Annotated in this window: 28 protein-coding genes and 1 pseudogene; 19 read left to right on the top strand and 10 right to left on the bottom strand. The window is 65.2% G+C overall.

What is annotated here, in order from left to right; translation table 11 throughout:
- Positions 1-148 precede the first annotated feature (148 nt).
- Complete coding sequence (locus QSK17_RS17130) at positions 149-976, bottom strand: SDR family NAD(P)-dependent oxidoreductase (RefSeq protein WP_285705804.1); 828 nt, start codon at positions 974-976, stop codon at positions 149-151.
- 650 nt (positions 977-1,626) lie between these two features.
- Here QSK17_RS17130 and QSK17_RS17125 point away from each other — a divergent pair.
- Positions 1,627-2,772: an ABC transporter substrate-binding protein gene (locus QSK17_RS17125; protein WP_285705803.1), complete on the top strand. Its 1,146-nt coding sequence runs from the start codon at positions 1,627-1,629 to the stop codon at positions 2,770-2,772.
- A 124-nt stretch (positions 2,773-2,896) separates the two neighbouring features.
- Here QSK17_RS17125 and QSK17_RS17120 read toward each other — a convergent pair whose 3' ends face one another.
- Positions 2,897-3,298 (bottom strand): IS66 family transposase, encoded by a 402-nt coding sequence (locus QSK17_RS17120; protein ID WP_285705802.1) that lies wholly within the window; start codon positions 3,296-3,298, stop codon positions 2,897-2,899.
- A 773-nt stretch (positions 3,299-4,071) separates the two neighbouring features.
- Between QSK17_RS17120 and QSK17_RS17115 the strand changes: the two genes are divergently transcribed.
- The 4 genes from QSK17_RS17115 to QSK17_RS17100 all read left to right on the top strand — a co-directional run bounded on the left by QSK17_RS17115 (position 4,072) and on the right by QSK17_RS17100 (position 7,008).
- Positions 4,072-4,941, top strand: a complete 870-nt coding sequence (locus QSK17_RS17115; protein WP_285705801.1) for a cytochrome P450 — start codon at positions 4,072-4,074, stop codon at positions 4,939-4,941.
- 14 nt (positions 4,942-4,955) lie between these two features.
- The gene (locus QSK17_RS17110) at positions 4,956-5,144 is read left to right on the top strand and encodes a ferredoxin (protein WP_285705800.1); all 189 of its coding nucleotides are present in this window, start codon (positions 4,956-4,958) and stop codon (positions 5,142-5,144) included.
- On the top strand, positions 5,144-6,319 hold the full coding sequence (locus QSK17_RS17105; protein WP_285705799.1) for an NAD(P)/FAD-dependent oxidoreductase: 1,176 nt from the start codon (positions 5,144-5,146) through the stop codon (positions 6,317-6,319). The genes QSK17_RS17110 and QSK17_RS17105 overlap by 1 nt, the downstream gene beginning before the upstream one ends.
- 101 nt (positions 6,320-6,420) lie before the next feature.
- Positions 6,421-7,008, top strand: coding sequence for a transposase (locus QSK17_RS17100; RefSeq protein ID WP_285705798.1), 588 nt, complete (start codon positions 6,421-6,423; stop codon positions 7,006-7,008).
- Positions 7,009-7,059: 51 nt separating this feature from the next.
- Here the strand turns inward: QSK17_RS17100 and QSK17_RS17095 are convergent, their stop codons facing one another.
- Positions 7,060-7,701 (bottom strand): cysteine hydrolase family protein, encoded by a 642-nt coding sequence (locus QSK17_RS17095; RefSeq protein ID WP_285705797.1) that lies wholly within the window; start codon positions 7,699-7,701, stop codon positions 7,060-7,062.
- A gap of 83 nt (positions 7,702-7,784) precedes the next feature.
- Positions 7,785-8,303: a hypothetical protein gene (locus tag QSK17_RS17090; RefSeq protein ID WP_285705796.1), complete on the bottom strand. Its 519-nt coding sequence runs from the start codon at positions 8,301-8,303 to the stop codon at positions 7,785-7,787.
- A 350-nt stretch (positions 8,304-8,653) separates the two neighbouring features.
- Here QSK17_RS17090 and QSK17_RS17085 point away from each other — a divergent pair, with 350 nt between their 5' ends.
- From QSK17_RS17085 to QSK17_RS17075, 3 genes are read left to right on the top strand one after another with little or no spacing between them, the layout of a single operon-like run.
- The gene (locus tag QSK17_RS17085) at positions 8,654-9,190 is read left to right on the top strand and encodes a hypothetical protein (RefSeq protein WP_285705795.1); all 537 of its coding nucleotides are present in this window, start codon (positions 8,654-8,656) and stop codon (positions 9,188-9,190) included.
- A gap of 22 nt (positions 9,191-9,212) precedes the next feature.
- Complete coding sequence (locus tag QSK17_RS17080) at positions 9,213-9,521, top strand: DUF4286 family protein (protein ID WP_285705794.1); 309 nt, start codon at positions 9,213-9,215, stop codon at positions 9,519-9,521.
- A 52-nt stretch (positions 9,522-9,573) separates the two neighbouring features.
- Positions 9,574-9,969, top strand: a complete 396-nt coding sequence (locus QSK17_RS17075; protein ID WP_285705793.1) for a GlcG/HbpS family heme-binding protein — start codon at positions 9,574-9,576, stop codon at positions 9,967-9,969.
- 626 nt (positions 9,970-10,595) lie between these two features.
- Here QSK17_RS17075 and QSK17_RS17070 read toward each other — a convergent pair.
- From QSK17_RS17070 to QSK17_RS36425, 3 genes are all read right to left on the bottom strand, one after another.
- Complete coding sequence (locus tag QSK17_RS17070; protein WP_285705791.1) at positions 10,596-10,961, bottom strand: transposase; 366 nt, start codon at positions 10,959-10,961, stop codon at positions 10,596-10,598.
- A gap of 67 nt (positions 10,962-11,028) precedes the next feature.
- A complete protein-coding gene (locus tag QSK17_RS17065; protein WP_285705790.1) occupies positions 11,029-11,652 on the bottom strand; it encodes a TetR/AcrR family transcriptional regulator in 624 nt (207 codons plus the stop codon).
- A 56-nt stretch (positions 11,653-11,708) separates the two neighbouring features.
- A complete protein-coding gene (locus QSK17_RS36425; RefSeq protein ID WP_285705789.1) occupies positions 11,709-12,011 on the bottom strand; it encodes a hypothetical protein in 303 nt (100 codons plus the stop codon).
- Between QSK17_RS36425 and QSK17_RS36175 the strand changes: the two genes are divergently transcribed.
- The 10 genes and pseudogenes from QSK17_RS36175 to QSK17_RS36170 form a co-directional block, all read left to right on the top strand.
- A complete protein-coding gene (locus QSK17_RS36175; protein WP_502889229.1) occupies positions 11,923-12,105 on the top strand; it encodes a transposase in 183 nt (60 codons plus the stop codon). The genes QSK17_RS36425 and QSK17_RS36175 overlap by 89 nt on opposite strands.
- A gap of 164 nt (positions 12,106-12,269) precedes the next feature.
- Entirely contained in the window at positions 12,270-13,661 is a 1,392-nt protein-coding gene (locus tag QSK17_RS17055; RefSeq protein ID WP_285705788.1) for a histone deacetylase-like amidohydrolase, read from the top strand.
- 75 nt (positions 13,662-13,736) lie between these two features.
- Positions 13,737-14,792: a polyamine ABC transporter substrate-binding protein gene (locus QSK17_RS17050; protein ID WP_285705787.1), complete on the top strand. Its 1,056-nt coding sequence runs from the start codon at positions 13,737-13,739 to the stop codon at positions 14,790-14,792.
- A gap of 196 nt (positions 14,793-14,988) precedes the next feature.
- Positions 14,989-16,461: an amidohydrolase gene (locus QSK17_RS17045; RefSeq protein WP_285705786.1), complete on the top strand. Its 1,473-nt coding sequence runs from the start codon at positions 14,989-14,991 to the stop codon at positions 16,459-16,461.
- On the top strand, positions 16,437-17,309 hold the full coding sequence (locus QSK17_RS17040; RefSeq protein WP_285705784.1) for an ABC transporter permease: 873 nt from the start codon (positions 16,437-16,439) through the stop codon (positions 17,307-17,309). The genes QSK17_RS17045 and QSK17_RS17040 overlap by 25 nt, the downstream gene beginning before the upstream one ends.
- Before the next feature lie 79 nt (positions 17,310-17,388).
- Positions 17,389-18,102, top strand: coding sequence for an ABC transporter permease (locus tag QSK17_RS17035; RefSeq protein WP_285705783.1), 714 nt, complete (start codon positions 17,389-17,391; stop codon positions 18,100-18,102).
- Positions 18,103-18,137: 35 nt separating this feature from the next.
- On the top strand, positions 18,138-19,187 hold the full coding sequence (locus tag QSK17_RS17030) for an ABC transporter ATP-binding protein (RefSeq protein WP_285705781.1): 1,050 nt from the start codon (positions 18,138-18,140) through the stop codon (positions 19,185-19,187).
- Positions 19,184-20,740, top strand: coding sequence for an amidohydrolase (locus QSK17_RS17025; protein ID WP_285705780.1), 1,557 nt, complete (start codon positions 19,184-19,186; stop codon positions 20,738-20,740). The genes QSK17_RS17030 and QSK17_RS17025 overlap by 4 nt, the downstream gene beginning before the upstream one ends.
- 554 nt (positions 20,741-21,294) lie before the next feature.
- Positions 21,295-21,417, top strand: coding sequence for a hypothetical protein (locus QSK17_RS17020; RefSeq protein ID WP_285705779.1), 123 nt, complete (start codon positions 21,295-21,297; stop codon positions 21,415-21,417).
- A pseudogene (locus QSK17_RS36170) lies at positions 21,414-21,527 on the top strand (hypothetical protein); the annotation flags it as partial. The gene QSK17_RS17020 and the pseudogene QSK17_RS36170, both read left to right, overlap by 4 nt.
- 136 nt (positions 21,528-21,663) lie before the next feature.
- Here QSK17_RS36170 and QSK17_RS17010 read toward each other — a convergent pair.
- From QSK17_RS17010 to QSK17_RS17000, 3 genes are all read right to left on the bottom strand, one after another.
- Positions 21,664-22,812 (bottom strand): thiolase family protein, encoded by a 1,149-nt coding sequence (locus QSK17_RS17010; RefSeq protein WP_285705777.1) that lies wholly within the window; start codon positions 22,810-22,812, stop codon positions 21,664-21,666.
- Between the two features lie 154 nt (positions 22,813-22,966).
- Positions 22,967-24,529: an AMP-binding protein gene (locus QSK17_RS17005; protein WP_285705776.1), complete on the bottom strand. Its 1,563-nt coding sequence runs from the start codon at positions 24,527-24,529 to the stop codon at positions 22,967-22,969.
- A complete protein-coding gene (locus tag QSK17_RS17000; RefSeq protein WP_285705775.1) occupies positions 24,526-25,122 on the bottom strand; it encodes a carboxymuconolactone decarboxylase family protein in 597 nt (198 codons plus the stop codon). The genes QSK17_RS17005 and QSK17_RS17000 overlap by 4 nt, the downstream gene beginning before the upstream one ends.
- Before the next feature lie 41 nt (positions 25,123-25,163).
- Here QSK17_RS17000 and QSK17_RS16995 point away from each other — a divergent pair, with 41 nt between their 5' ends.
- Positions 25,164-26,393, top strand: a complete 1,230-nt coding sequence (locus QSK17_RS16995) for an ABC transporter substrate-binding protein (protein ID WP_285705773.1) — start codon at positions 25,164-25,166, stop codon at positions 26,391-26,393.
- Positions 26,394-26,408 lie beyond the last annotated feature (15 nt).

The following is a 26,408-nucleotide window of genomic DNA, read 5'->3' as shown; positions in this document are numbered from 1 at the left end:
TGCCGGGAGTGGCACTAGGCACACGCGCGTCCCCGACCTCCGAGGTGAATCGGTCACCGGTCAGCTGTCAACCGCCGCCCGAGTCACCCAGAACCGGATCACCAGCCGGTCGAGTTAGGCAGCCTAGGTGGGCCGGCGCTCATGGGCTTCAGGCGGGGGCCGAGGCTCCGAGCAGCTCCACGTCCGCCGGAGTCGAGGTGTGTGGCCCACCGGCGACCAGCAGCGTCTCACCGGTGATGTAGCTGGAAGCCTCCGAACTCAGGAAGAGGCAGGCGTTCGCGATGTCACGAGGTCTGCCGACCCGGCCCAGGGCGACGTATTTTCTGACCCGTTCCACGATGTCCTCGGAAGCGAACCTGGATGCCTCGGTCATCACTGCTCCCGGCTCCACGCAGTTCACCCGGATGTTCCGAGAAGCCCATTCCCAGGCCATCGTCCGCGTCAGCGACGCCAGGCCCGCCTTGGCGGCCGCGTAGGCGCCGCGCAGGGGATGCGCATAGTTGGCCGAGGCCGAACCGACATTGACGATCACTCCACCGCCCTGTGCCTCGAACAGCGGCAGGCAGGCCTTGGAACAGTGGAAGGCGCCGCTGAGGTTTGCCTCGATGGTGGCGTTCCAGGCGTTGACCGAGAGATCTTCGAGGCGGGCTCCGAAGTTGCCACCGGCGTTGTTGACCAGGACATCCAGGCGGCCGAAGGACGTCAACGCTGCCTTGGCGATCGCCACTGCGGTCTCTTCGGTGCGGATGTTCCCTTCCACGAACACGGCCTCTGTGCCGCAGGCACGCGCTCGCTCGACGCCGGCCGCGAGAGCGGCGGTGTTGCGGCCGTGCAGGACAATCCTCGCTCCGGACTCCGCGAACATGTCAACGATCGCCGACCCGATGCCGCCGGAGGCGCCCGTGACGACTACGACCTGGTCGGTGAAGTCGAAGGTGGCACGGCCTCGCCGATCGGCCATCGCATCCTGAGTCATGAACGTCCTTTCATACTGTTTGGTCTGTCGCCTTTCCTATCCGCCGGCCGGGGCCGCCGGATGGCGGCGACGTGCGGGGCCGGTCGTTATGCTCCGCACCGCCTGTCCGTGAGAGGGCCCCCAGCGTCACGCCGGACCGGGGCGCAAGGCAATGCGAGAACTTCTATCAGTGCGATAGTCACCTCGACCTCATCAATTCCTTGACAGTGTTTCCCCGGTTCGCCGACTATCGGCAGGCCGAGTCCGTAATCTCCGTCACACGGTCGTTTCGGGGACCCGGGGCCGCCCATGGTGAGCTCCGAGGGGAAATGTCTAGTCGAACTGCGTCGTGCTCACCCCACACTCATCTGGGAAGAGCCGGAAAAAGCCGCCCCGAAATCACACGCTTCCCTATCGTCGTGATAGCGGCGGAGGCGGCGAATGAATCTTGAGGCGTCGATCCGGGCGACCGGAGTATGTGATCGGCATCTCAACATCCGGTGATGAGTGAATCGGAACATGATTCGCTCGGGTCGCCGACTTGCGTGGCCGCGCACCAATTCTGACCAATTCAGGCCGCCGCGCTGAAGGTCGTTCACCAGGCACGTGGCTAACCATCGGGTTCGCCTCCTCCACTTTCGACTCCACAGCGAATTACTAGGAGCATGAGTATGTCGCGGTTCCACAATTCCGCCGGGCACTGGGGCCGGGCGTCCGCCGGCCTGACCGGCCCCTCTCGTCGGAGCGTGCTTCGCGCGGCCGGATTCGGGGCGCTGACGCTCGGGGCAGGGAGCCTGCTCGCGGCGTGCGGCGGCGCCGACGAGCCCGGCGGTGCGGCACAGACGGCGGCCTCGGGCGCGCTGACCAAGCCGACCCCGTTCACCATCGCCTCATCGCCGGGCGACAACTACTTTCTCGACACGGTGTGCAAGGAGAAGAAGCTCTTCGACAAGTACAACCTCAAGGTCCCCGACTTTGTCTTCCCGCAGAGCGGTGTCCAGGCGATGCAGCTATTTGCCGGTGGCACGATCACTGGCATGCAGCAGGACACCGTGCTGACCATGGTCAGCTACGTCAACGGCCAGGAGGGCAAGCGGCCCGTCATCGTCGGGATGCGCGTCCCCGAGACGACCTACTCGATCGTCGTCAACAAGGGGTCGTGGCCAGACGCCACCGCGAGCTTCGAGGAGCGCATGCAGGCGCTGAAGGGCAAGAAGGTCGGTGTCTCGGCCGTGGGAGCGGGCTCCGACCAGCAGCTCATGCTTGCCCTCGAGGCGGCGGGTATGCAGTACGACGACGTGACGCACCTCGGCGTCGGGCAGTTCGTCTCGGGCATCCCCCAGATGACGGCCGGTCGCCTCGACGCCTACGTAGCGGTCGACTACGGCTCGGCGCACCTCATGGCCAAGAGCGCTGGCGGCAGCGTCTACCTCCCGTTCTGGGACGAGAGCTCGCCCGACATCCTGCACAAGCAGCAGGTCCAGCCCATCATCGTCCGGGAGGACTACCTCAAGGACAACCGCCACGTCATCGACGCCTGGAAGGCGGCTGCTTGGGAGGGCAAGGAGTGGATCTTGGCCAATCGTGACGAGGCGGCGGCCATGCTCAACGAGACGGCATACGGCGGCAGGGGCGCGGAGGAGGCCAAGGCATACATCGAGCACTACGCCACCACGGTCGTGCCTAGGATCCAGCCGGACTGGAAGGTGCAGAAGGCCGGCATCGACGTCATGATCGACGTCGGCCAGAAGCTCGGGCGCCTCAAGGAGGGCCAGATCACCTACGACCAGATCGTCGCGGACTTCGCTCGCGCCTGAGGGGCAGGGCCGCGCACGGGGCGCATCTCCGTTCACATCGGGGCGCGCATCGAGTCGTTCGACAGGGCGACGGCTCGGGGCGTGCCCGTGCCGGTTCGGCACTCGTGCCCGGTGACTGTTCAGGTCACGATGTGAGTTCTGGGGTCCAGGGGTTACCGATCAGGGCGTCATAAAGTGCCTGCGCGGCGCGCAGACCGTTCTTACGGGCGGTGGAGATGTAGCCGCGGACGGCCAGGAATGCCTGAGCGCCTTTGAGCGTGCGGAAACCACCGCTGACCTTGGTCTTCGTCTTGATCATGCGGATTGCCTGCTCGGCGACGTTGTTGGAGAACGCCACCGTGAAGTCGGCGGCGAACCGCAACACCTCGGCTTTTCGCTCCCGCAGCCGCAGCGCCAGGTTCGGCGGTGAAGCGGGGCAGGATCCCGAACGTCGTAATCGACTCGGCCACGCGGTCGTGAGGTCGATGTGGTAGGCGGTGGGCGTCGTGGTGGCGGCCACGTGCAACCACCGGTTCTTGCCGGCCACCCTCGCAAAGCGTTGCATTCTCCGTAGCGAGCCGGGTGTTGTCCGCCTTGAGCTGGACGTTCCCGGCCGTAAGCCGGGCGTTGTCAGCTTCCAGATCGGCTACCCGTGCCTCCAGCACATCCAGCCGGGCAGTCAGCGTCACGACCAAGGCCGCGAGCTCGCCGTACGACGGTCACTCGCCCTCGGTCACTGTTACCCGGAGATCATCCCACGTATGGGGCCATGCTCATGCAGTGCAAGGAGAGGAAACGCGAATAGTCACCATGCCCGCCCTCCGAGTAGACCTATTCGGCTATCACCGTGATGCGTTGACGGCTTAGTCACCTGGCCAAATCATGAAACACATCACATCGAGTACTACCTCCGCATGTGGAAAGGGCTTCATGAATTCAGCGGAATCGACCACGCGACACGAGACGGCATGTCCGCATCTGCACAGGTTTCACCTGCAGCCCCCGGCGCATCGGCCACTCGACGAACCCGACTACTTTGTCGAGCTGCGTGAGCAGTGCCCGGTCGCCCGGGTGGAAATGCCCTCGGGCCGGCAGGCGCTTCTCTTCACTCGCTTCGAGGACGTGAAGGCGGTACTCAGGGACCCCCGTTTCAGCTCGGATGCCAGCCGGCCCAACTTCCCGTTCGACGGTCAAGCTGGAGGCGATGACCCCATCGCGGTTCAGTCGTTCATCAGGAAGGACCCGCCGCTACATACGGCTCTGCGCCGGATGGTGGTGGCCCCATTCACTCCAAAGGCGGTTGCCACCTACACCGACTTCATGGGGGAGGTCATAGAGGCACGTCTCGACGCGATGGCGACCATGCCTCAGCCGGTCGACCTCGTCGAGAACTTCGCCCTCGCGGTCCCATCCGGCGTCATCTCGTCGATCCTGGGCGTCCCGCACGAGGAGGAGCAGCGCTTCCAGCGCCTCACGGAGCGGTTCGTCACCACGACGCTCACCCCCGAGGAGCTCACCCAGTCGGCTGCGGACTTCGTGGCATTCTGCCGTGAGCTGATCGAGCTGAAGAAGGCTGAGCCACAGGACGACCTCATCACGCGGCTCGTGACCGACCGGCTCGAGGCCGGGGAGATCGACATGGATCAGTTGATTGGCATGCTGATCCTGCTCGTCTTCGGTGGGCACGACACGACGACCGGCCTCATCGGCCTCGGCATCTTCACGCTCCTCAAGCACCCCGACCAGCTCGAACTGCTGCGCTCGGGCAAGCGGACCTGGGAGAACGCCGCGGAGGAGCTCGTGCGGATCCACTCGGTCGCCCGGTCCGGCCCGCGCCGCATCGCGAGCGAGGACCTCGAGGTCAACGGCTTCGTCGTCCGCAAGGGCGAGGGCGTGATTCCCTCTGTGCTCGCTGCGAACCACGACGAGGAGCGCTTCGGTCCGAGCCGGTTCACCGACTTCACGGTGCCCGAGCAGCGTCCCAGCCACCTCGCATTCGGCTTCGGCCCGCACCAGTGCCTCGGTCAGAACCTGGCACGGGCCGAGATCGTGACCGCACTCAAGGCGATCTTCGACCGCTTCCCGAGGATGCGTCTCGTCGACGACCGCATCCCCGAGGTCAAGACCCGTCAGGACCGTGCCTTCTGGGGCCTACGTGAACTGCTCGTGGACCTCGAGCCCGCAGACTGAGGGAAGAGCCACCCATGCATATCGAGATCGATCAGGACAAGTGCTGCGGGGCAGGCCAGTGCGTCATGCTGGCACCCGCCTACTTCGACCAGGACGACGAGGGCGTCGCCTTCACTTTGCAGGACACGGTGGAGGGTGATGATGTCGCGCAGGTCCGTGAGACCATCGCAGCCTGCCCGACCATAGCGATCCAGCTCGTGTGATGACCGGCGATGTGGTGGCCAACGACGTCGTCGTCGTTGGCGCCGGGCACGGCGGCACGCAGGTTGCCACGGCGCTGCGTCGTCTGGGCTGGGTAGGCCGTCTGACCCTGGTCGACGCCGACCCGTGGATGCCCTACCAGCGGCCGCCGTTGTCCAAGGAACTGCTCGGTGACGCGAAGGACCTGGCAGCGCTCGCCTTCCACCCGCCTGAGCACTACGACGACTCCAGCATCGACCTGCGACTCGGTGACGCAGTCGTCAAGATCGACCGCACCGACCGTCATGTCGTCCTCGAGTCCGGCGACCGGCTCGAGTACGACCACCTCGTCCTGGCGCTCGGCTCCCGCCCACGGGAGTTGCCGTTCCCGACCCACGGGCTCAGCGGCATACACACGCTGCACGACGCCCACGACGCCGAGGCGCTGCGGGGCAGCCTCGGCTCCGCTCGTTCGGCCCTCATCGTCGGAGCCGGCTTCATCGGCCTGGAGCTCGCGAGCGTGCTGCGCCACCACGGGGTGAAGGTCACGGTCGTCGAGGTGGCCGCCGACATCCTGTCCGCAGCACTCACGGCAGAGACCGCGACCTTCCTGCGTCGCCGCCACGAGGCCGACGGGGTGAACTTCCGGTTCGGGTCGTCCGTTCGCCTCGTGAAGGGAGCGCACGGGAGTGTCCGCTCCGTGGTCCTCGACTCGGAGGAGGAGATCCCCTGCGACGTCGTCGTCGTCGGGATCGGCACCCTTGCCAATGACGACCTCGCGGCGTCCGCGTCGATCGTCGTCGACAACGGGATCGTCGTCGACACCACGTTCCGCACCAGCGACCCGAGGGTCTCGGCGATCGGTGACTGCGTTCGCTTCCCGGGCCCGAGGGGCCTGCTGCGCGTGACGTCGGTCCAGAACGCCTTCGACGCCGCCACGCACGTCGCCCGCCGCTTGGCGGGGCGTGACGCGGGCCCGGTGCCGGTCCCGTGGTTTTGGACTGACCAAGCCGGCGTCAAGGTCCAGATGGCGGGCTTTCCCGGAGGGCACGATCGCATCGAAGTCCTCGGCTATCCCGACGAGGAGCGGTTCTCGGTGCGCCGCTACCGGGAGGACCGTCTGGTCGGTGGCGAGGCTGTGGGCTGGCCGAAGGAGCACCTCGCGGTCCGCCGGGAAATGGCCCGGATCCTCGGCTGAGCGCCTCGGGGCGCGAGCGCACGGCGTTCGGCGCCGCATGCAAGAATCTGCTGTGCGCAAGAGGCCGACTCGATTCCGGCTACCCGTCCGCGGAAATCCTCGTGAGTGCGCGCAAGAGGTTCGCTATCACGCTGGTCACCCCGGTTCTGCTTGATCACTCATCGCAAGCCCGTGCCGCCGCCGGCTACGACCGCTCGGCGTTCACCATCGACTGGGACGCCGAGCAGGTCATCTGCCCGCAAGGGCAGGCGAGTTCCTCGTGGAGTCCCTGCACCCAGCGCGACACCGCGGCGATCGTGGTCAAGTTCAGCGGCGAGGTCTGCCGGCCGTGTCCGGTTCGCTCCTTGTGCACCTCGGCCAAGAAGGGTGGACGCCAACTCACCATCCGCGCCCGCCCGCTTCAACAAGCTCTTGACCAGGCCCGTGTCGATCAGACCAGCAAGGAGTGGCAGGACAAGGACAAGCTCCGCGCCGGAGTCGAGGGCACCATGCGCCAGGCCGTCGCGGTCACCGGTGTTCGCCGGGCCCGCTATCGGGGCCTGGCGAAGGTCCAGCTCGAACACGTCTTCTCCGCCGTGGCGCTCAACCTGATCCGCCTGGACGCCTGGTGGAACGAGCACCCACTCGATCGGACCCGCACCGGCCACCTTGCCCGCCTCGAACTGGCAGAACTCGCTCTCGCAGCCTGAGACAAGTTAGCCAGCAGGGTCTCAGGACGCTTCAAACGCCGATGTCGGACATCAACTCACACACGGATCATCTGGGACGCCGGTGCTCCACACGGACAGGATGTCGTCAGTTGTGCACGCCTCGGCGTAGGCATGTCTCGCCATCAGCAGGGCCATCTCGTGCTGCGCATCGCTCCCGGCCGCACACGCGTCAGAGGCGACCACCACGTAGTGGCCGCGGTAAAAGGCGCCCTTGGCCGTGGCCGCCACGCAGTTGTCGGTCGCCAGGCCGGTCATGATCACGGTTTCGATCCCGCGATCCTTGAGGATCTTCTCCAGCTCGGTGGCGTAGAAGCCGTCATAGGCGTGCTTGACCACCTCGATCTCGCCCGGTCCGGCTCTGAGGGACTCGATCTCCTGAGCGCCCCAGGTCCCGGACACGCAATAGGGGTCAACGCCGAGCCGCTCCAGCCGCTCACGCATCGCCGGATTGAGGTAGTGCTCGTCGAAGTGGGACAGGACGTGCACGGTGAGGACATCGAGGGCGTTTGCGGCATCACGCAACGAGCTGATGCGCTCGGCCGCCCGCCTCGTCATGTCGATCGAGAGCGCCGTCTGCCGATCGATGAACCCCCCAGGGCTGCAGAAGTCGTTCTGCATGTCAACGATCAGCAGCGCGGTCCGTGAAGGAGTTATCTTCTCGCGAAGTTGCATGGCAAGCATCCTCTCTGCGTCCGAACTACGGCCTCGATGATGACGGGTGGTGTGCACGGCACGCGAAGAGGCCGGTGACGGCTTCAGGCCCGCGCGTACTGCCGTGTACGGGCGCCGCGGAACCAGTCCAGCTCCGCGAAGCGGGCACGATCCGGAGTTTCGCGCGCCCTGTGCAGAGCCGCGGATGAGAGTGCGGAGGCATCGGCCAGTTCGTGGACCACGAGATGCGTGGAGTGGTCGTCACGGGACTCACCCCGGACGACCCGAACAGACAGCCATGCCGGCTCCTCGACCAGGATCTGCGCATGCTCGTCGGAGAACCACGCTTCGAAGTCAGCTGCTCGGCCCTCGGGGATCGTGTAGTGCAGTGTCACGAGCATGGACGCGCTCGAGGGATCGACGTCGTTGCTCACGTCCACGGCGAGCTGACCGGTGAACGCCGGAGGGAATGGGGAACCTGAGGACGGGGGGTGCACGCAGGCCCACGTCTGCGCGTCATCGGCGGCCTGGTAGAGCACGCTGGACGTCGCCGCGGCCAGTTCATGAGCCTCGGAGAGATTGCGCACCGTCGTGAAGACCAGATCGATATCCCTGGGTGACATGAGTTCCTTCCGTCTGTCAGGAGCAAACTGTCCCGCAAAGCCGTGTCCCCAATGCCAGCACTGACGCTACGGGTACGGGAAGCAGCGGGTGGCTATCACCGCTATACGGCTGGGCGCCTGGCTGAATCTTGACATCACCAGGGGATGGCCAGAGTATGTGGACCGCGCTTTACCGTCAGGTGACGTGTGATTTACGCATACATCCGGCCGAAGCCGCCGACAGGTGCCGGATGCGCACTATATCCGTCCAATTGGCCCATCGCGCTGAAGGTCGTTCACCAGATCAGGGCAGGCCCACGCGTCTGCCTCCTCCGACTCGATTCCACAGCGAATTGCCAGAAAGCTTGAGCATGTCGCAGTTCCTCAATCCCCGTATCGGCCCAGGCCCCGCGTCCGCCGGCCCGACCAGCATCTCCCACCGGAGCGCCCTTCGGGCGGCCGGCCTCGGCGCCCTGCCCCTCGCCGCAGGCAGCGTTCTCGCGGCCTGCGGTGGCGGCGAGGAGCCTGGCGGAGTGGGGCAGACGACGGCCTCGGGCGCATTGGCGAAGCCGACCCGGTTCACCGTGGCGGCGGCGCCGATACCTCACGGGCGCGGACGTCGTGGAGGCCTGGAAGGCGGCGGCCTGGGAAGGCAAGGCGTGGATCCTCGACAATCGCGACGCAGCTGCGGACCTGCTGAAAGCAGTCAGGTCAACGGCAAGGCCGCCAACGCGTCCAAGGCCTACATCGAGCACTACGCCACCACGGTGGTGCCGAAGATCCAGCCGGACTGGAAGGTCCAAAAGGAGGGCGTCGACGTCATGATCGATGTCGGTCAGAAGCTCGGGCATCTCAAGGACGGCCAGGTCAGTTACGAGAAGCTGGTCGCAGAGTCGGCACGGGTGTGACCTTCCCGGAAAAGGAGAAGTCGTGAAGGAGTACATCTGGCTCGTCCAGCTTGACATCCCGACGGAGCTCGAGGACGAGTTCAATCGCATCTACGACGCCGAGCACGTGCCCGCCATTTCAAAGGTACCCGGCGTTTCGAGCGTGCAGCGTTATGTCCTCGAGGAGCCCACCGAGGGGGTGCAGAAGTACACCACCATCTATCACGTTGACTCGCCAGATCTGCCACATTCTGCCGAATGGGCCGCCGCGTCTGCAGAGGGCGAATGGAAGTCGAAGATCAGGCCGTTCGTCGTCAATGCGAAATTGGCGTTGTTCCGAGCAATTTCGTGATTCCATATCGAGCTCACGTCGCCCAGTCCATAGTTGAACGAAAGGATGCAGTATGACACTCAGTCTCGGGCAGGCCAACACGATCCTGGCGGGAGCGATCCGTAAGGCCGAGGAATTCGGCATTCGCATCAGTGTCTCCGTCTGCGACGCGGGCGGTCGCCTGGTGGCATTCCAGCGCATGGACGGTGCCCACTGGGCGGGCGGCTACGGCTCGCAGGGCAAGGCCGTCACGGCTGCTGGCTTCGCCAGGCCCAGCGGCGTCGTGGCCGAACTGGCTCACCTGCCCATCATGCAGGGGATCGCGGCGGCTGAGGGTGGGCACATCATCTACTGCCAAGGCGGCGTTCCCATCGTCGTCGACGGGAACCTCGTGGGCGGTGTCGGTGTCGGCGGTGGCTCAGCCCAGCAGGATGAGGACTGCGCCAGTGCCGGCGTGGCATCCCTCTGACCCGTGCATGCCCGAGATCTGACTCAACCCGGGACGCGTCTGTCCGCCGCCTCAAGGGGCCCGATCGCCCGATCGTGCCCGAGCCCGCTGTGCTCGACGCGGTGGGCGGGCAGGCGGTCGTGGTGCCCTACCCCGAGAGCCGGTCGACGACCTGCCACGGGCCGCGACGGTCGGCGCAACCCCGTGGCAGGTCGTTAGGGCAGGTACAGGGAGAGGGGCCGGGCGCGTAGTCGGCCCGGCATGTGAGGAGTGAGCGATGACGACGTGGACGATCGGGACTCTGCTCGTCACGGATGCCCGGCGCTCACGTCGCTTGGGGGTGTTTCGGGAAGGGTGTTTCTGGCCAACTTCACATGGCCTCCTCGCTAGTACTACAGCCAGGTTTTGTGATCTATAGTTCTGGATCATGTCGGATGACCTGACCGCGGGCGACCTTCAGCCTTGATCAGTCACGGGTGGGGCGCGAGGGGACTTCTCGGGTGTGAAACCGGTCTTCGGCTTCGAGTTCGATCATGTTGTCGAGCTGTGGGATAGCGTGTCCGCCCGGCTGTCGCGCCGGGTGGGCGTCGGTTCCACGGGCCGATGTGGGGTTCCTCCGGGGTTGGGGGCAAGGGGCAGGGTGCTCGTCAGCCTGGTGGGGCCAGGGCGAGCGCGAAGGTGAAGCAGTCGGCGAGTTCGTGAGCCCAGGGCCAGGCCTGTGGGATCTTGATCTTCCGTTTCCGTTGGCCACGCACGAGGCGTACGGCGGTGTGCAGGAGCCGGTAGCGCAACGTCTTGGGTTCGGCGTGGGACATGGTCCCACTCAGGCACAGCAGCCGTAGCCAGCACAAAAGGTCAGTGGCGATCGCGGCGGCGACGCACCACGCCGTGTTGACCTGCATGGATGTGCTGGGCAGGCGGTCTATCCAGGCCGTGCTCGCTCTGGCCAGTACGAGCAGCGCCTTGATGAGCCGCTCGCTGCGCTGGGTGGCGTTCAGCAGTTCCTGCCGCACTGGAGAGACGGTCCGGGGAGGGATCGGTGAGGCCGATCTCGATCTGCGCACGCAAGACGCCGATCGTTCAGCGTTCCACGGCTGAAGAAGCGGGCGGGGTAGATACCTGCGCGTCTGCCGAGGAGAGGAGTACCTGAAGGAGGTATTCGAGAGTATGGTTCACTCGCTCTCCTGTCCACGCTTGCGGGTCCTCTACGGTCTTGACATGGAAACCTCGACAGTAGAGATACAAAATGTCCGCGATAGCCTTCGCGCGCTCGTGCGCCGTCGCCTCGGCTGAGCGTAAGAACTCGTCGTAGGTCGAGTCTGTCGTGGAACGGACGACCTCGTATGCGTCCCGAGCCGCTCCTTTGACGTCGGCGATCGCTTCGATCCAGAGGGCCCGAAGGGTCTGATCGTCGGCAGATGAGGTGCACATCCACCGGGCGAGTTCCGCCAGCCTTTGCAGGCCCGAGCGCCCTTCCAGCCATTCGGCGCGTTCCGTGCTCCAGTTCCTTTGTGCGCGCTCGAGTGCATTGACCATGAGTTGCGCTCTGGATGGGACGTAGTTCGTGATGAAGGCCGTGGAGCGCCCCAGCCGATCCGCCACCGACCGCAGTGTCACTCCGCGCGGGCCGCGCTCTCTGGCGACCTCGATTGTCGCCCTGGCGATCTCGGCAAGCCGCTGGTCTTGATCAACTTCTACGGGCATCCATGCCCCCTCTCTTCATCGCGCGCAGCGCCACCCTAGTGCTCCACGAAGCCCGATCACGTCGCCGTCACGAACTCCTTGACGCCCCGATACCTCGACGCTACCTTTTCTAAAACGTTGTTGTAAAACGCTGTTTTGGAGCGTGTCTCAATTGGATCCTCCTTGACCGCGCGGGCAAGATCATGGTCCGTGCCGGACGGGTTGCGCATGTTGGTCGAGCCGCTGATCCCACTGGCGAAGCCGCATCCGCATGGCTGCGGGACGTCCCGAGTGGACGATCGGGCAGTGTTCACCGCCATCGTGTTCGTGTTGACCAGCGGGTGCGCCTGGCGGCATCTACCGCCCTGGTTCGGGGCCACGGTGCCCACCGTGCGTCACCGATTCACCGAGCGGAGCCAGTCCGGGCTGTGGCGTCGGCTCCATCCCGCTGTGCCGCCGAACTGTGCAGCCTAGAAATGAACAACTGATCCCACGCGGTCCTCGACGGAGCATCCGTCCGGGCCGTAAGGGGGGCTGCCCGCCGGGCCCAACCCGGTCGACCGCGGCAAATCCGGCACCAAGTTCCAAGCGCTGTCCGACCGGGCAGGCGGGCTGGATCGTCCCCCGCATCGCCGGCAATGGGATCGAATCCCCGAAAAGCTCGGCCAACACCGACGGCTTATCAAGCGCACGGTGGCCCGGCTGATCGCTACCGCCGCCTGACCATCCGAAACGAGCGCCGCGGCCGCCTGTTCTGCGCTTTCCTCGCCGCCTCACCCATTACACATGACTCACTAAACGAGACGCCGTCTTATCTGCTCATCAACCGGAACCAGTTCGTCGCTCGGCGGGTCGAGCTGCATCTTATGGCTTCGGAGCCACCAGAGAGGGGCAACGCAATGGGCACTACTTCGTCGGGCGCCGACTCGCGAGTCGGATTCGTAACTCACGAGAGCTACTTCTGGCACGAATCGATCGTCGACTTCGGACCTGACGTGGAACCAGGTGCTCAACTCGAGACGCCCGAGCCGCGTCGTCGACTCCTCAACCTTCTCACCCGGACAGGGCTTCGTGACGCCATGCGTCCGCTCGAGCCCAACCATATCGATGATGTCGAGCTCGAGCGGGTGCACACCAGCGACTACATCGAAGCCTTCCGCACGCTCTCCTGCGAACGCGGCGGCGAATTGGGCGACTTCGCGGGCTTCGGACGCGGAGCCTTCGAGATCGCGAAAGCGAGTGCAGGCGGCGTCTCATCGGCAGTGGGGGCGGTCCTGAGCGGCGAAGTCACAAGAGCCTACGCTCTGGTGCGCCCACCTGGCCACCACGCGGAACGCCACCGGGCTCGCGGTTACTGCCTTCTGGCGAATATTCCGCTGGCGATCGAACAGGCTCGAGCCGATTTCGGAGTTCGGCGTGTAGCGGTCGTGGACTGGGATGTGCATCACGGGAACGGCACGCAGTCGATCTACTACGACGACGCCGACGTGCTCGCCATCAGTCTGCACCAGGATCGTCTCTATCCGGTCGATTCCGGAAGCATCGCCGAGACCGGAGAAGGTCGAGGGCAGGGCGCCACCATCAATATTCCGTTACCTGCCGGGAGCGGCGCGGGAGCGTATCGCTACGCCTTCGAAAGGCTCGTCGTTCCCGCGCTGACGCGTTTCAGACCAGAGCTCATCATCGTCGCCTGCGGCTACGACGCAGCGTTTCTCGACCCGAGCAGCCAGATGGCGCTCACTGCCGGCTCGTTCAGCGAGATGACAGCGATGCTCATGCATGCAGCGGATGACCTTTGCTCGGGCCGTCTCGTCTTCGCTCAGGAGGGCGGATATTCCCCTCTCTACGCGCCGATCTGCGGCGCGTACGTCGTGGCGACTCTGCTTGATTCGCAGGTCGCCATCACAGATCCGTACGGAATTCACGGCTCGACCCCTGAGCAAGAACTCCTCGCCCACCAGCGCGAGGCGGTCGATCGGGCCCTGGATGCCGCCGGCCTGCGCGATGCCGCGGTCGTCATTTCCAGCTGAAACGCCGATTCGCATCTCGGTTTCAGAGATGAGCACGTCACATTCGAATCCGCAATCTCACCCCCAGGAGATCGTATGAAGGAGCACCAGGTCAGGAAGACGGTGTTCGCCGCCTCTGCGGTGGCGGCGCTGCTTGCCGGATGCAGCACCACGGAGCCCTCCGACAGTTCGAGCGGAGCGGGCCGACTCACCTTCGTCACGTACGGAAGCGCGTTCCAGGACGCGCAGGAGTCGTCCATGATCAAGCCCTTCGAGAAGGAGAGCGGGATCAAGGTCACCGTGGAGAGTCCCGTCGATCCGGCGAAACTCAAGGTCATGGTCGAATCCGGCGACCCCACATGGGACGTCTACCTGGCGGGCCAACAGGAAGTTCCCGCCTATTGCGGCAAGTACTTCGAGAAGCTCGACCTGAGCAACATCGACAAGAATGAATTCGCCCCGGGAACCGTCGAGGAATGCGGCGTTCCCATCGACACGTACTCGTACGTGATCGCCTACAACCGGAACAAGTACGGAAACAACCCTCCGACCTCCATCAAGGATTTCTTCGACACGACGAACTTCCCAGGCGTCCGGGCGATGGACAACAATCCCGGCGAAGGAAACCTGGAGCTGGCACTCATCGCGGACGGCGTCGACCGGAAGAGTCTCTATCCCCTCGACTACGACCGAGCCTTCAAGGTCCTCGACCGCGTCAAGAACGGGGCGATCTTCTGGTCGTCGGGCGCCGAACAGGTCCAGATCATGGAGCAGCAGCGCGCCGACATGATCCTCGTCTGGTCCGGCCGCGGGTACGAGGCAGTGAAGAACGGCGCTCCGTACGCGCCTGTCTGGCAGGACAACGCCTATCACTGGGCGTCTCTCGCCATCGTCAAGGGCTCACCGAACAAGGCTGCCGCCCAGAAGTTCATCGACTACGTGGTCTCCAAGGAGCCGCAGACGCGATGGGCCGAATCGATCGCGTACGGCGCCGCCAACCTGACCGCGACGCCGAAGCTCGACGAGGCGCGATCGGATTGGGATTCGTCGCGGGCTGAGCATCGAGACCTGTCATGGCAGATCGACAACGCCTGGTGGGGGAAAAACCAGGACGAGGTCATGAAGCGCTGGATCGCGTGGACCGCCGGCTGACGGAATAGACGTCCGCCGACGGACAGATTTCCCGTCGGCGGATCCCGTTCTCAAACACGCCTGGAGAAATGACCCCTTGAACACGATCGCTCTCGTTAACGGCTCTGTCATCACTCTTCACTCCACCACTCCCGACGGGGAAGCCATCCTCATCGAAGACGGCGTCGTACGCGCTGTCGGAACCACGGCCGAAATCTTGCAGCGCACTCCGCCCGGCACAGAGATCGTGGACCTCGACGGGGCGGTGGTGCTGCCCGGTCTGATCGATGCGCACACCCATGTCGAATTCTGCGCACTCAGCCGCGATTGGCTGGATGTGCGCGGTCTCTCGCCCGACGAAACTCTGGTGCGAGTACGGCACCACCTCGAGACCGGAGGAGCCGGTTCCGGAGGATGGATCATCGCCCAAGGAACATTCGGGCAGAAACTGCCGAATCGCTCAGAACTCGACGGCATCTCCAGCGAGATCCCGATCCTGGTCCGCGAAAGCATGCACCGGCTCAGCGCCAACTCGGCGGCGCTGTCCCGGGCCGGGATGGGCCGCGGCTACACGTCCCCGACGGGCACCCTCGTGGAGCTCGGCGCCGACGGGCTTCCCACGGGACTCGTGGAGGAGGGCTACCACCTCTTTCCCGTGCCCTCCCCTGATCGCGCGAGGCTACGCGAGATGCTCAGGGAAGAGCTCCGCCTCTCCTTCGCGCGACATGGCGTGACGTGCGTCTACGAGTTGCCGGCCACCGCGGACGGCGTGCGTTCCTACCAGGACCTGAGCGCCGCTCGCGCGCTTCCCACTCGGATCAGCATGACGCTCACCGTCGCTCCGGGACTGAACGCGATCCTCGGGTCGGTCGAGCAACTGGCCGACATCGGCCTCATGAGCGGGTTCGGGAACGACGATCTCTGGTTCGGCGGCTTCAAACTCTTCATGGATGGTGACGACACCGCGTCATTCGACTCGTCGCATCTCTCGAAGACGCCGAGCCGGTGGGGGATCAGCACCTGGCGCTACACCGACACCCTCCATGCTCTGTCCGTCGCGCACCGCTCCGGCGTTCAGGTATGGATCCATGCGATCGGGGACCTCGCCCAGCGCCTGGCCCTGGACGCCATCGAGGAGGCGGGACGTGTGGCGGGCCCCGGTGACCGCAGGACTCGCCTGGAGCATGTCGCCAACCGGTGGATCGACGAGGATCTGGTCCGTCGGCTCCGCGAGCTCGGCGTTGTGCCGGTTCCCACCGCCGGCTTCATCCACGCGGACGGCGGGCGGGGCGTCTACGCGTACCGGACACTGCTCGACGCCGGACTGCGGCCACCGGGCAACTCGGACACCGGAGGCACCCAGCCCTTCGCGACGAACCCGTGGTTCGGCGTGGCCGCGATGCTGGAACGCACGAATCGGAACGGACACCTCGTGGCGCCCGGACAGGCGGTGGGGATCGACGAGGCCATTCGGACCTACACCGAGTTCGGGGCGATAGCCGGCTTCAGAGAGGACCGTCTCGGAGCGCTCGGAGTGGGCATGCTCGGCGACTGCGCGGTCTACGCCGACGACCCGCGACGCCTCGAGCCGGCGGCTCTGCGAAATCTCGAGGCGGAGCTCACCATCGTCGGAGGGCGCGTCGTCTGGAGAAGGGAGGAGCCACGATGGCCGCTACCGCCCGCCGCCTGAGCGGACGAAGTAGACGAACCTCTGCTTTGCTCTTGATGCTGCCCGCGCTCGCGGTCGTCCTCGTCTTCTTCGTCTACCCGGTGATCGCGCTCTCCGCGCGCAGCTTCCTCGAACCGGAGCCGGGAGTCTCGCAGTACGTCTCCCTCTTCGCCGACGGCACCACACGTACGATCCTCGTGCGCACGTTGGTGGTCGCGGCCCTGGTCACCGCGGTGACCTTGGTTCTTGCCTACCCGTACGCGTATCTGATGAGCCTGTCCGGTCCTGGCGTGCGAGCTCTTCTGCTCTTTCTCGTGCTCCTGCCGTTCTGGTCGAGCCTCATGGCGAGGACCTTCGCCTGGATCGTGCTCCTTCAGCCACGCGGAATCGTCGCGACTCTCCTGTCGTCGATCGGTCTCGGAGGCGTTCCGCTTCTCGGTTCGCAGGTGGGCGTGACCATCGCCATGACCCAGGTGCTGCTCCCGTTTATGGTGCTTCCGCTGTTCAACACGATGGTGCGGATCGATCGCCGGCTGCTCAGCGCGGCGCATTCGATGGGCGCCTCGAAGTTCCGCGCGTTGGTCCGAGTTTTCGTGCCGTTGTCGATGCCGGGGGTCGCGGCCGGATGCGTGATCGTGTTCGTCCTCAGTATCGGGTTCTGGGTGACTCCCCGGCTCATCGGTTCACCTCAGCAGTCGCTGATCGGACAGCTCATCGAGACGAAGGTGGGAACCCTGCTCGATTTCGCCGGCGCGGGTGCCATCTCGGTCCTGCTCCTCGTCATCACGGCTGTTCTGCTGCTCGTCGCGGGCGCCGGCGCACGGTTGCTGCTGGGTTCGCCTGATTCCGGAGGCCGCAACGATGAGTGAGAACACTCGTGGTGGCTGGGGGCTCTGGATCTGGGCCGCCCTCGTCGCCGTCCTGCTGGTCGCTCCGCTGCTCGCGGTCGTGCCGATCTCGTTCTCGGCGAAGCAGAGCTTCACGTTTCCACCGTCCAGCCTGTCGCTGAAGTGGTACGAGAACATCGTCTCCAGCCCGCGCTGGTGGTCGGCGATCGGTACGTCGATTCTTCTCGGCGTTCTCGTGATGGTGATCTGCACCCTGCTCGGCACCGCCGCAGCGCTCGGCATCCATCGGTATCCCGGCCGCGTCGGAGCGGTCGTGACCGGAATTCTGGTGGCTCCGATGATCATTCCTGGCATTGTCTCCGCCGTCGCCATCTATGCGTCCTACCTTCGCTGGCACCTGACGGGCAACCTGCAGGGGTTCCTCCTCGCTCACACGGTCCTGGCGCTTCCGTTCGTGGTCGTGACCGTCTTGTCGAGTCTCAGTTCCACGGATCCGGCGCTTGAGCGCGCGGCGGCCAGCCTTGGCGCCGGCGCCTGGAGAACCTTCGCGCGTGTGACGCTTCCCGCGATCGCTCCCAGTGTCGGCGCCGGTGCGCTCTTCTCCTTTGTGACCTCGTTCGACGAGGTCGTCGCCGCGAGCTTCCTGCAGTCGCCAGTCATCCGTACGTTGCCGATCGAGATGTTCGTGAGCGTGACGAATCAAGTCGACCCGACCATCGCAGCCGTGTCGACCGTGATTCTCGCCCTGACCACCATGGTCGTCCTTCTCCCCGTGATCGTCCGAAACCGCAGACCCAAGGGGGCTTCTTCCTGATGTCGACGAACAGCAGCGGAGTCAGGCTCCGGTCCGTGACCAAACGGTTCCGATCCGGGACGATCGGCATCGACAACGCGTCGCTGACGATCGAGGGCGGAGAGTTCGTGACTTTCCTCGGCCCCTCTGGGTCGGGGAAGACGACAACTCTGAACACGATCGCAGGTTTCGTCCGTCCGACCTCTGGAAGCATCGAGATCGGCGGCCGTGACGTGACCAAGGTCCCCCCGAGCAAACGGAACCTCGGCATCGTCTTTCAGAACTACGCGCTCTTTCCTCATATGAGCGTACGGGACAACGTGGCGTTCGGACTTCATGGCAGAGGTCTTTCGAAGCACGAGGTCTCGAAGCGGATCAACGATGTGCTCACGATGGTCCGGCTGGGCGGGCTCGAAGATCGAAGGCCTAAACAGCTCTCCGGAGGCCAGCAACAACGCGTAGCGCTAGCCAGGGCGCTGGTCTATCAGCCGCCGGTGCTTCTGATGGACGAACCGCTCAGTGCCCTTGACAAGGCGCTTCGCGACCAGATGCAGGTGGAGATCGGTCGCATCCACCGCGAAGTCGGAACGACATTCCTTTTTGTCACCCACGATCAGAACGAGGCGCTCGGACTCTCCGACAGAATCGTGCTGTTCAACGAGGGGCGCATCCTGCAGGTCGGCACGCCGTCCGAGCTCTACGAGCAGCCAAGGTCGCTCTTCGCCGCGCAGTTCCTCGGTGAATCGAATGTCTTCCGCGGCCGTGTGACATCCGCGCAGACTCTCGAATTCGCCGGAGTCCCACTGCGGTTCAACGGTGGGGCGCCGGCAACCAAGTCCGCCGCAATCGTTGTCCGTCCGGAAAATCTCCTCGTTCGCCAGGCGGACGAGGCGCGACCGGACGAGAACCAGGTCTCGGCGCTGATCACGAACATCTCCTACTTCGGATCCTTCCGAAGCATCATGGTTTCTTACCTGGACGGATCGAGTGGGCAACTCCGCGAAAGTGCGAGTTCGGAGGCCCGTTTCTCTCGGGGGGACAACGTTTCCGTCTGTTGGGATCCGGGTCGGGCCGTCCTGGTCGATGACGGAGAGGCGGCGGCATGACCGATCCACGAATTCTCCTGAGGGGCGCGAGTGTGCTCGTCGGCGAGGACCAGGCTCCGCGACTCGCGGATCTGATCGTAGCGGGTCATCGGATCGCCGACGTCGGCGATCCGCACAGCTTCGACGACGAGCAGGTGGATGATGCCGTCGACCTGGACGGGAAGTATGTCCTTCCCGGCTTCATCGACGGCCATTGCCACCTGGAACTGACTGTCGCGTCCCTCGACAATCATCTGGCGGTGCATACGCCACCGTATCGAAGCCTCGGCGACATCTATGCGTTCCTCGAACGTGCCCGCCACGACAAGCCGGATGGCTGGATCATCGCTCGCAGTTCGTTCGGGCTGCAGCGCAAAGTCGTCGATGGACGACTTCCGCATAAGGACGAACTCGACAGGGTGAGCCCCGGCCAGCCACTTGTCGTCCTAGCCGGGCTGCATGTCGCCTGCTTGAACTCCGCCGCGATTCACGCGCTCGGACTCGATGATCCGTCTCGGCTGCCGGGGTGGATCAGTGTCGACACAGACGCGAACGGCATGACCGGGGTTTTCACCGAGGTCTGGGATCGCTTGCCGACAGCCAGCGCGGAAGACGTCGTCGCCTCGCTCCGCGCTCACTCGATCCCGCTGTTTTCGCGAGCTGGCACGACCAGCCTGAGCACCATTCCGACCTCGAGCGAGGACGTCAGAGCCCTCCATCGGCTGGCGCGATCGGGCGAGCTGCCGTTTCGCGTCCGGTTCTACGTGCACGTCCCGCGGACGGCGACACTCGACGACGTCATCTCATGGGGTCCGGAGTCCGGCTTCGGAGACGACCGGTTGCGTTTCGGCGGTGTCAAGATCTTCGTCGACGGCGAAGGCGCTGATGCCTACGGGGTGGAGCGGGACGACTCGAAATGGGAGCTGGCGCAACTGACGGAGTTCATCCGCAAGGCGGATGCGGCCGGCATTCAGGTGATGATGCATGCGGTCACGCCAGAAGCAGTGCGGATGGCGTGCAACTCGGTGATCGGAGCACGCCAGGACGCCACCCGGCCGTCGAGAGTGCGGCATCGCATCGAACACGGTGCTGACTACATGGACGTCGCCGATGCCGGGCTGGCCGCTCGCGCCTCGGTCGGGCTGGTGGCCACTCCGCATTTCGCGATGTCGGCCGAGACGCACCGACCGTACTTCCAGCCACTGCGCAGTCTGATCGATGCCGGCCATCGAATCATCGGCGCGAGTGACTCGACGGGGACGGTCCCCGAGGGCGTCGCCCCCCTCAACAACATCTCTGCAGCCGCAGCGCGTTTGACGCCGGACGGCCGACCATCGCCACACAGGACCTCGATACTGGAAGGAGTACGCATGTTCACCAGTTGGGCCGCGCGCGGCGTCAGTGAAGAGAACGAGAAAGGAACCATCGCTCCGGGACGGCTCGCCGACCTGGTCGTCCTCGATGCCGACCCGTTCTCAGTACGCCCCGAGGAGGTTGCGTCGATCACGGTTGATCGCACCATCGTAGGCGGGCGCGCAGTAACGTTTTCTCACCGAGATCGACTCGGACATTAGAGCTTTCCCGGACAGGAACAGGCACGCTCGTGCAGACGTGCGGATGAATGCCAGGAGCCCCAAAAAGAGGCTCTTCGACGTGGACGTCCGCTCGGGAGCCGGATCAAGGACCTTCCTGCTTGAGGATCTCCCAAACCGTGGACGCAGCCACCTTGATGCCGAGCGTGGTCTACTCGCCGTGCACCCGCCGATACCCCAGGACGGGTTCTCCCGGACCAGGCGCAGGATAAGGGGCTCTTCGATCTTGACGGGGAGATATGTGGGCGTGGCCTGACAGGCAGAAGCCCGTGACCCCACGACACTGGCTGTTGATCACGACAGTTTCAGTGGATGGGGGCCACGGGCTGTGGACGACAGTACTTCGATCCTTTTCGGCAGGCCGGAAATCGCGGTCGTGAAGGTGGAGCGCGTCGCCGAAGCAGGGACCGGACCGGGACGGCTGGTGCATATCGAACGCTCCCAGGAGCGGCAGGCGCGGAAGCGCCACCGACCCCGAATGGGCCAACCGCCGACGGCTGCTCCGCGCCCGCGAACGCCTGTCCGACCACGCCTTCGTGCGGATGTGGAACGACCTGATCGACCACGAGCCGACCGGACAGATCCTCACCGCCTGGATCACCAAGGAGGAACTCCGCTCGCTGCTGGCCTGCGCCCGCGACCAGGCCCACGCTCGGTGATCTCTCGCCGGCTGTTCCGCTTCTACTCCTGGTGCGGGAACGCCGACATCCCCAAGCTGGCCAGGATCGCTGAGACCATCTCCGAGTGGTGGCCCGAGACGCTCGCGTTCATCACCACGGGCATCACCAACGCCCGTGCCGAAGGAACGAACCGGCTCATCAAGGACACCCTGACCGCGGCGTCTGCCGATCGGTGTACGGCGCAAGGACATCGTGGCCACGGCTGGGGTCAGCGGGTTCTTTGCCTCAGCGAAGGCACTCCAGCACCGTCGCATTGGCCATACCGCCGGCTTCGCACATTGTCACCAACCCGAAACGGAGCCCTTGATCGCGGAGATGGTGAACAAGGCGAGTCACAAGGATGGCGCCCGAAGCGCCAAGCGGGTGCCCCACCGCGATCGCCCCACCGAGAGGGTTCAGTCGTGACATATCCGCGCCGGTTTCGCGCAGCCAAGCCAACGGCACCGGGGCGAAGGCCTCGTTGACCTCGTACGCGCCCAGGTCGTCGATGCTGAGTCCAGAACGTCGCAGGGCCAATTCGGTGGCCGGTATGGGCGCGCCCAACATCATGACTGGGTCATCCCCGACCACCACTCCCGTATGGAAACGCGCCAGCGGGGTGAGCCCCAGTTGATGCGCTCGCTCCGAGGTGGTCACGATCAACGCCGCCGCGCCGTCGGATATCTGGGAGGCGTTCCCGGCGTGGATGACGCCATCGGGACGGAAGACCGGGCGTAGACCGGCCAGGGTCTCGACCGTCGTGCCAGGGCGGATCCCTTCGTCGCGGGTGACGGACCCCCCTGGGGTCGGCACGGGCACGGTTTGGGCCGTGAATGCGCCGGCATCCCAGGCACGGGTCGACAGCTCGTGGGACCGAGCCGCGAACTCGTCGAGCTCAGAGCGCGAGAGCTGCCAGCGCTCGGCCATGAGTTCGGCTCCTGTCCCTTGGCTGAACTCAGGGACCCCGAAGCGGTCCAGGGCGGTCTTGCCATAGGGCTCCCCGACAGCCCGGGCAGAACCCAGGGGAACCCGGCTCATCGACTCGACACCGCCGGCGACGACTAGGTCTTGCATACCCGACAGGACGGTCGCGACCGCGAGGTGTAGCGCCTGCTGGCTGGAGCCGCAGGCACGGTCGACGGTCATGGCGGGGATCCGCACAGGCCAACCGGCGGCGAGTAGCCCCATGCGCCCGACGTTGCTGGACTGGTCGCCGATCTGGGTGACACATCCCCACATCACGTCTTCCACGACGTCTGGCTCTAGGCCGGTCTCATGAAGCACCGCATTGAGGACGTGCGCGGTCAGGTCGGCCGGATGAATGGCACTCAGGCTGCCGTTTCGACGTCCGATCGGTGTGCGCACAGCTGCCGCGATTACGGCGTCCCTCTTCATTGTTGTGTCCCCTGTCCGCTCGGAGTGGCCATGCCGCGACCGGCAGCCTGCGCCCTGGCTATTACGAGCACCGCGAGCACTGTTGCCCCCGCGATGGAAAGGAAGCCGGAACCGATGTCCAAAAGTTTCATCTCCAACACCTCCGAGCCGGTCCTCAGTTGACCGCCCTGCCGTCGACCGGCCAGTGGCGGCGACGGAGGGCGGGCTTGTCGGGCTTCCCGAGCGGGGTCAGGGGCAGCGCGTCCACGATGTGAATGTGCTTGGGAGCCCATGCCGAGCCGCGGTCGGCACGCACGTGTGCGACGAGCTCGCGCGGGTCCAGCGCGGGTTCGCGGAGCACGACGTAGGCGGTCACGGCTTCTCCCCACAGGTCGTCGGGGGTGCCGATGACCGCGGCCTCCGACACCGCGGGATGCATCGCGAGTGAGCGTTCGACATCCCCGGCGAAGATGTTGAATCCCCCCGAGACGATCACGTCCTTGCGGCGGTCAACGATCGTGAGAAATCCGTCAGCGTCGCTGGTGGCCATGTCCCCGGTGCGCAGCCACCCGTCACGGAACGCGTCGCGGGTGGCGTCTGGGTCGTCGAGGTACCCGTCCATCACCAATGGGCCACGCACGCAGATCTCCCCCGGCATGCCCGAAGGAACCGGGTAGCCGTTCTCGTCCATCAGTCGGACCTCGTTGGCCAATGTGGGCCGGCCGCAACTGGCCAGTCGCCCTGGGACATCGAGACGGTGGTCGGCGACATGCAGGGTGGCGATGGTGTTCGGAGCCTCGACCTGCCCGTAGAGCTGATTGAAGATCGTCCCCCATCTTCGAATCGCCTCGGCCAGACGGCCGGGAGACATCGGGGCCGCACCGTACATGACGTGGCGGAGGCTGGCCAGGTCGGCGTCGACGGACGATGGGAGATCGATCAGGCGGTACAGCATGGTGGGGACCAGGAAGGTCGAGGTAATCTTCTCGCGGCGAATCTGCTTCACCACAGCCATCGGGTCGAAGCCGGCGCGAATGTGCACGCACCCGCCACGTAGAAGGACCGCGGGAACCATCGACCCCGTGGCATGGCTGAGCGGCGCGGCCGCCAGGAACCGCAGCTCCGCGGGCCAGTCCCATTCGGCCATCATGGTGGTCACCGAGCACGCCAACGACCGCTGTGAACGCAGTACCCCTTTCGAGCGCCCAGTCGTGCCGCCCGTGAAAGAGATCGATGGCACATGATCGGCAGAAACCGGAACCCACAGGGATGACGTCGAGGACGTCGTGTCCTGTTCGTCGCGACGCTCGCAGAGGTCGACGCCGATCTCACCGGGGCCCAGGGACAAGAACCGGCATTCATGCCGGCCCAGATGGTCGCGCACCTTTGCGACTGTGGCAGAGCTGTCGGGAACGAAGACCAGCGCTTCGGGTGCGAGGGTGCGCAACACCGAGGCGAGCTCAGGGACGGAGGCCAACGGGTGCAGACCCGTGTACGTCACCCCCAGCGCCACCGCGGCCAGTTGCGCCACCACATAGTCCGCACAGTTCGCGCCCAGCAGTGCCACGCGGTCACCCGTCCGCAGGCCGTTATCCCGGTAAGCCTGCACCATCTGGGCGACCCGGGCGTCAAGCTGCCGACCGCTCAACCTGACGTCCCCGTCGACGAGAGCCGGCCGGTCAGAAAACGTGGCGAGCCCGCGGACCACGAGTCCCTGGTACGTCGTTTCTGTACTCATTCGGGCTTCACCTCCACCGGCCAGGGCCGGTCGACACGTTCCTGCATGCACGGCTCCAGCGGCAGGCACAACGCGTTCCCCACCAGGGCGAAGACGCGAATGAAGCCCACCAGGACCACTAGTTCGAGAATCTCGGCGTGGCTCAGGTGCTTCTCGAGCCGCTGCCAAGTCTGCGCGGACAAGGTGTGTTCGCTGTGGAGGTCGTCCGCGGCGAGCACCAACAAAGCCTCGCGGCTGCCGTCGTCGTGCGCGCCGTCCCGGGCCAGACGTACGCCATCCGTATCCAACCCGCGACCGGGCGCCTGACGTACGTGATGAGTCCACTCGTACTCGCCGCCGCAGTTGCGAAGAGTACGCAGCACCAGCAGTTCACGATCAGCCGGCGCCAGCAAGGCGTCTGGCATCCGACCGAGTCCCGCTCCGACCAGCCGGGAAAGCAGTGCTGGGTGAACCGCGAGCACACCGTAGATGAACGGTGTCTGCGGTAACCCAGAACGTGCTCGGCAGGCCTCGAGCAACTCCCTCGTTTCGGTCGGCAACCCCTCTGGATCCGGCGGTGCCATGCGCGGAAACAGCGCTCTTCCTTTGACCACAGGGCCATGTTATAAGTTATAACAGTTGGAAGGAAGCTCAGATGAACATGAAACTTGGGGCCGCAGCAGTAGTCACCCTGCTCACCGTTACGGCCTGCGGAAACGCGGGCGACGGTGACGCGGCATCTCCCGGAAACGGCGCCACCGCCGCCTGCGTGACACAAGGGATCACAGATAAGTCGATCTCGATCGGGGCTTCGCTTCCGTTCTCGGGTCCGCTGGCGGTCACCAAGCCGATCGACGCGGGCCGGTCAGCCTACTTCCAGTCGATCAATGACAACGGCGGCGTCAACGGTCGCAAGATCGACTACAAGAGCTACGACGACCAGGGAGCGCCGGACCGGACGGCCGCGAACGCTCGTCGGCTGGTCGAGCAGGACAAGGTCTTCGCCCTCACCGGCGTCGTCGGGACCGTTGCGGGCCACGGCGTCGTCGACTATGTCAAGAGTGCCAAGGTGCCGTTCCTGTTCCCGGTGTCCGGGTCTGGAACGTGGGCCGAACCGCTCAAGCCGCTGGTCTTCGGATTCCAGCCCGTCTACCCGGACGAGGCTCGCATGTTCGCCCATTACCTCGCCGACAAGGGCAAGGGCAAATCGGTCGCGGTGCTCGCCCAGGCGGACGACGCCGGCACCGAGTGGGTGGACCCCTTCCTCGCGGAGGCGAAGTCCATCGGGATCGAGCCGGTGGCCGTGGAGCGTTTCGACGTCGCCGCACAGAGTGTGGGCAGCCAGGTACTGAACCTGCGGCGTTCGGGCGCTGACACGGTCGTGATGTTCGGTCGCACGGACGTGGTGGCCAAGGTGTTGCAGGAAGGCAGCAAGATCGGCTACGACCCGACCCTGCTGGTCTCGAACATCGGTTTCAGTGTCCAGCTCTTCGATCTGGTGGACCCCAAACTCGCCGAGGGAACGCTCTTCGCGAACTACTACCCGTCGGCCGACTCCGAGGGTCCGGCTCTGCAGCAGCACCAGGCCGCCATGGAGAAGTACCAGCCGGGGGTCAAGATCGACGCCTACACCATGCTCGGATGGGCCTCGGCCACCACCATCGTGGAGAGCCTGAACAAGGCAGGGCAGTCGTTGACCTGCGAGTCGTTCCTCAAGGCGATGGAGTCCCTGAGCGGCTTCGACACCGGGCTGACGCCTCCGATCACAATGTCGGCGACCGACCACCAAGCCGTCAACGCTCAGGAGATCGTCGAAGTCCAGAGCGGGTCCTTCAAGTCGATCTCCGACTTCCTCGACCCGCAGGGAAAGCCGGTCGGCAAATGAGTTCGAGGGCTGGGA

The organism is Microtetraspora sp. NBRC 16547 (genome assembly GCF_030268965.1).
Lineage (GTDB): Bacteria > Actinomycetota > Actinomycetes > Streptosporangiales > Streptosporangiaceae > Microtetraspora.
This window is presented reverse-complemented; position numbering and strand designations above follow the sequence as displayed.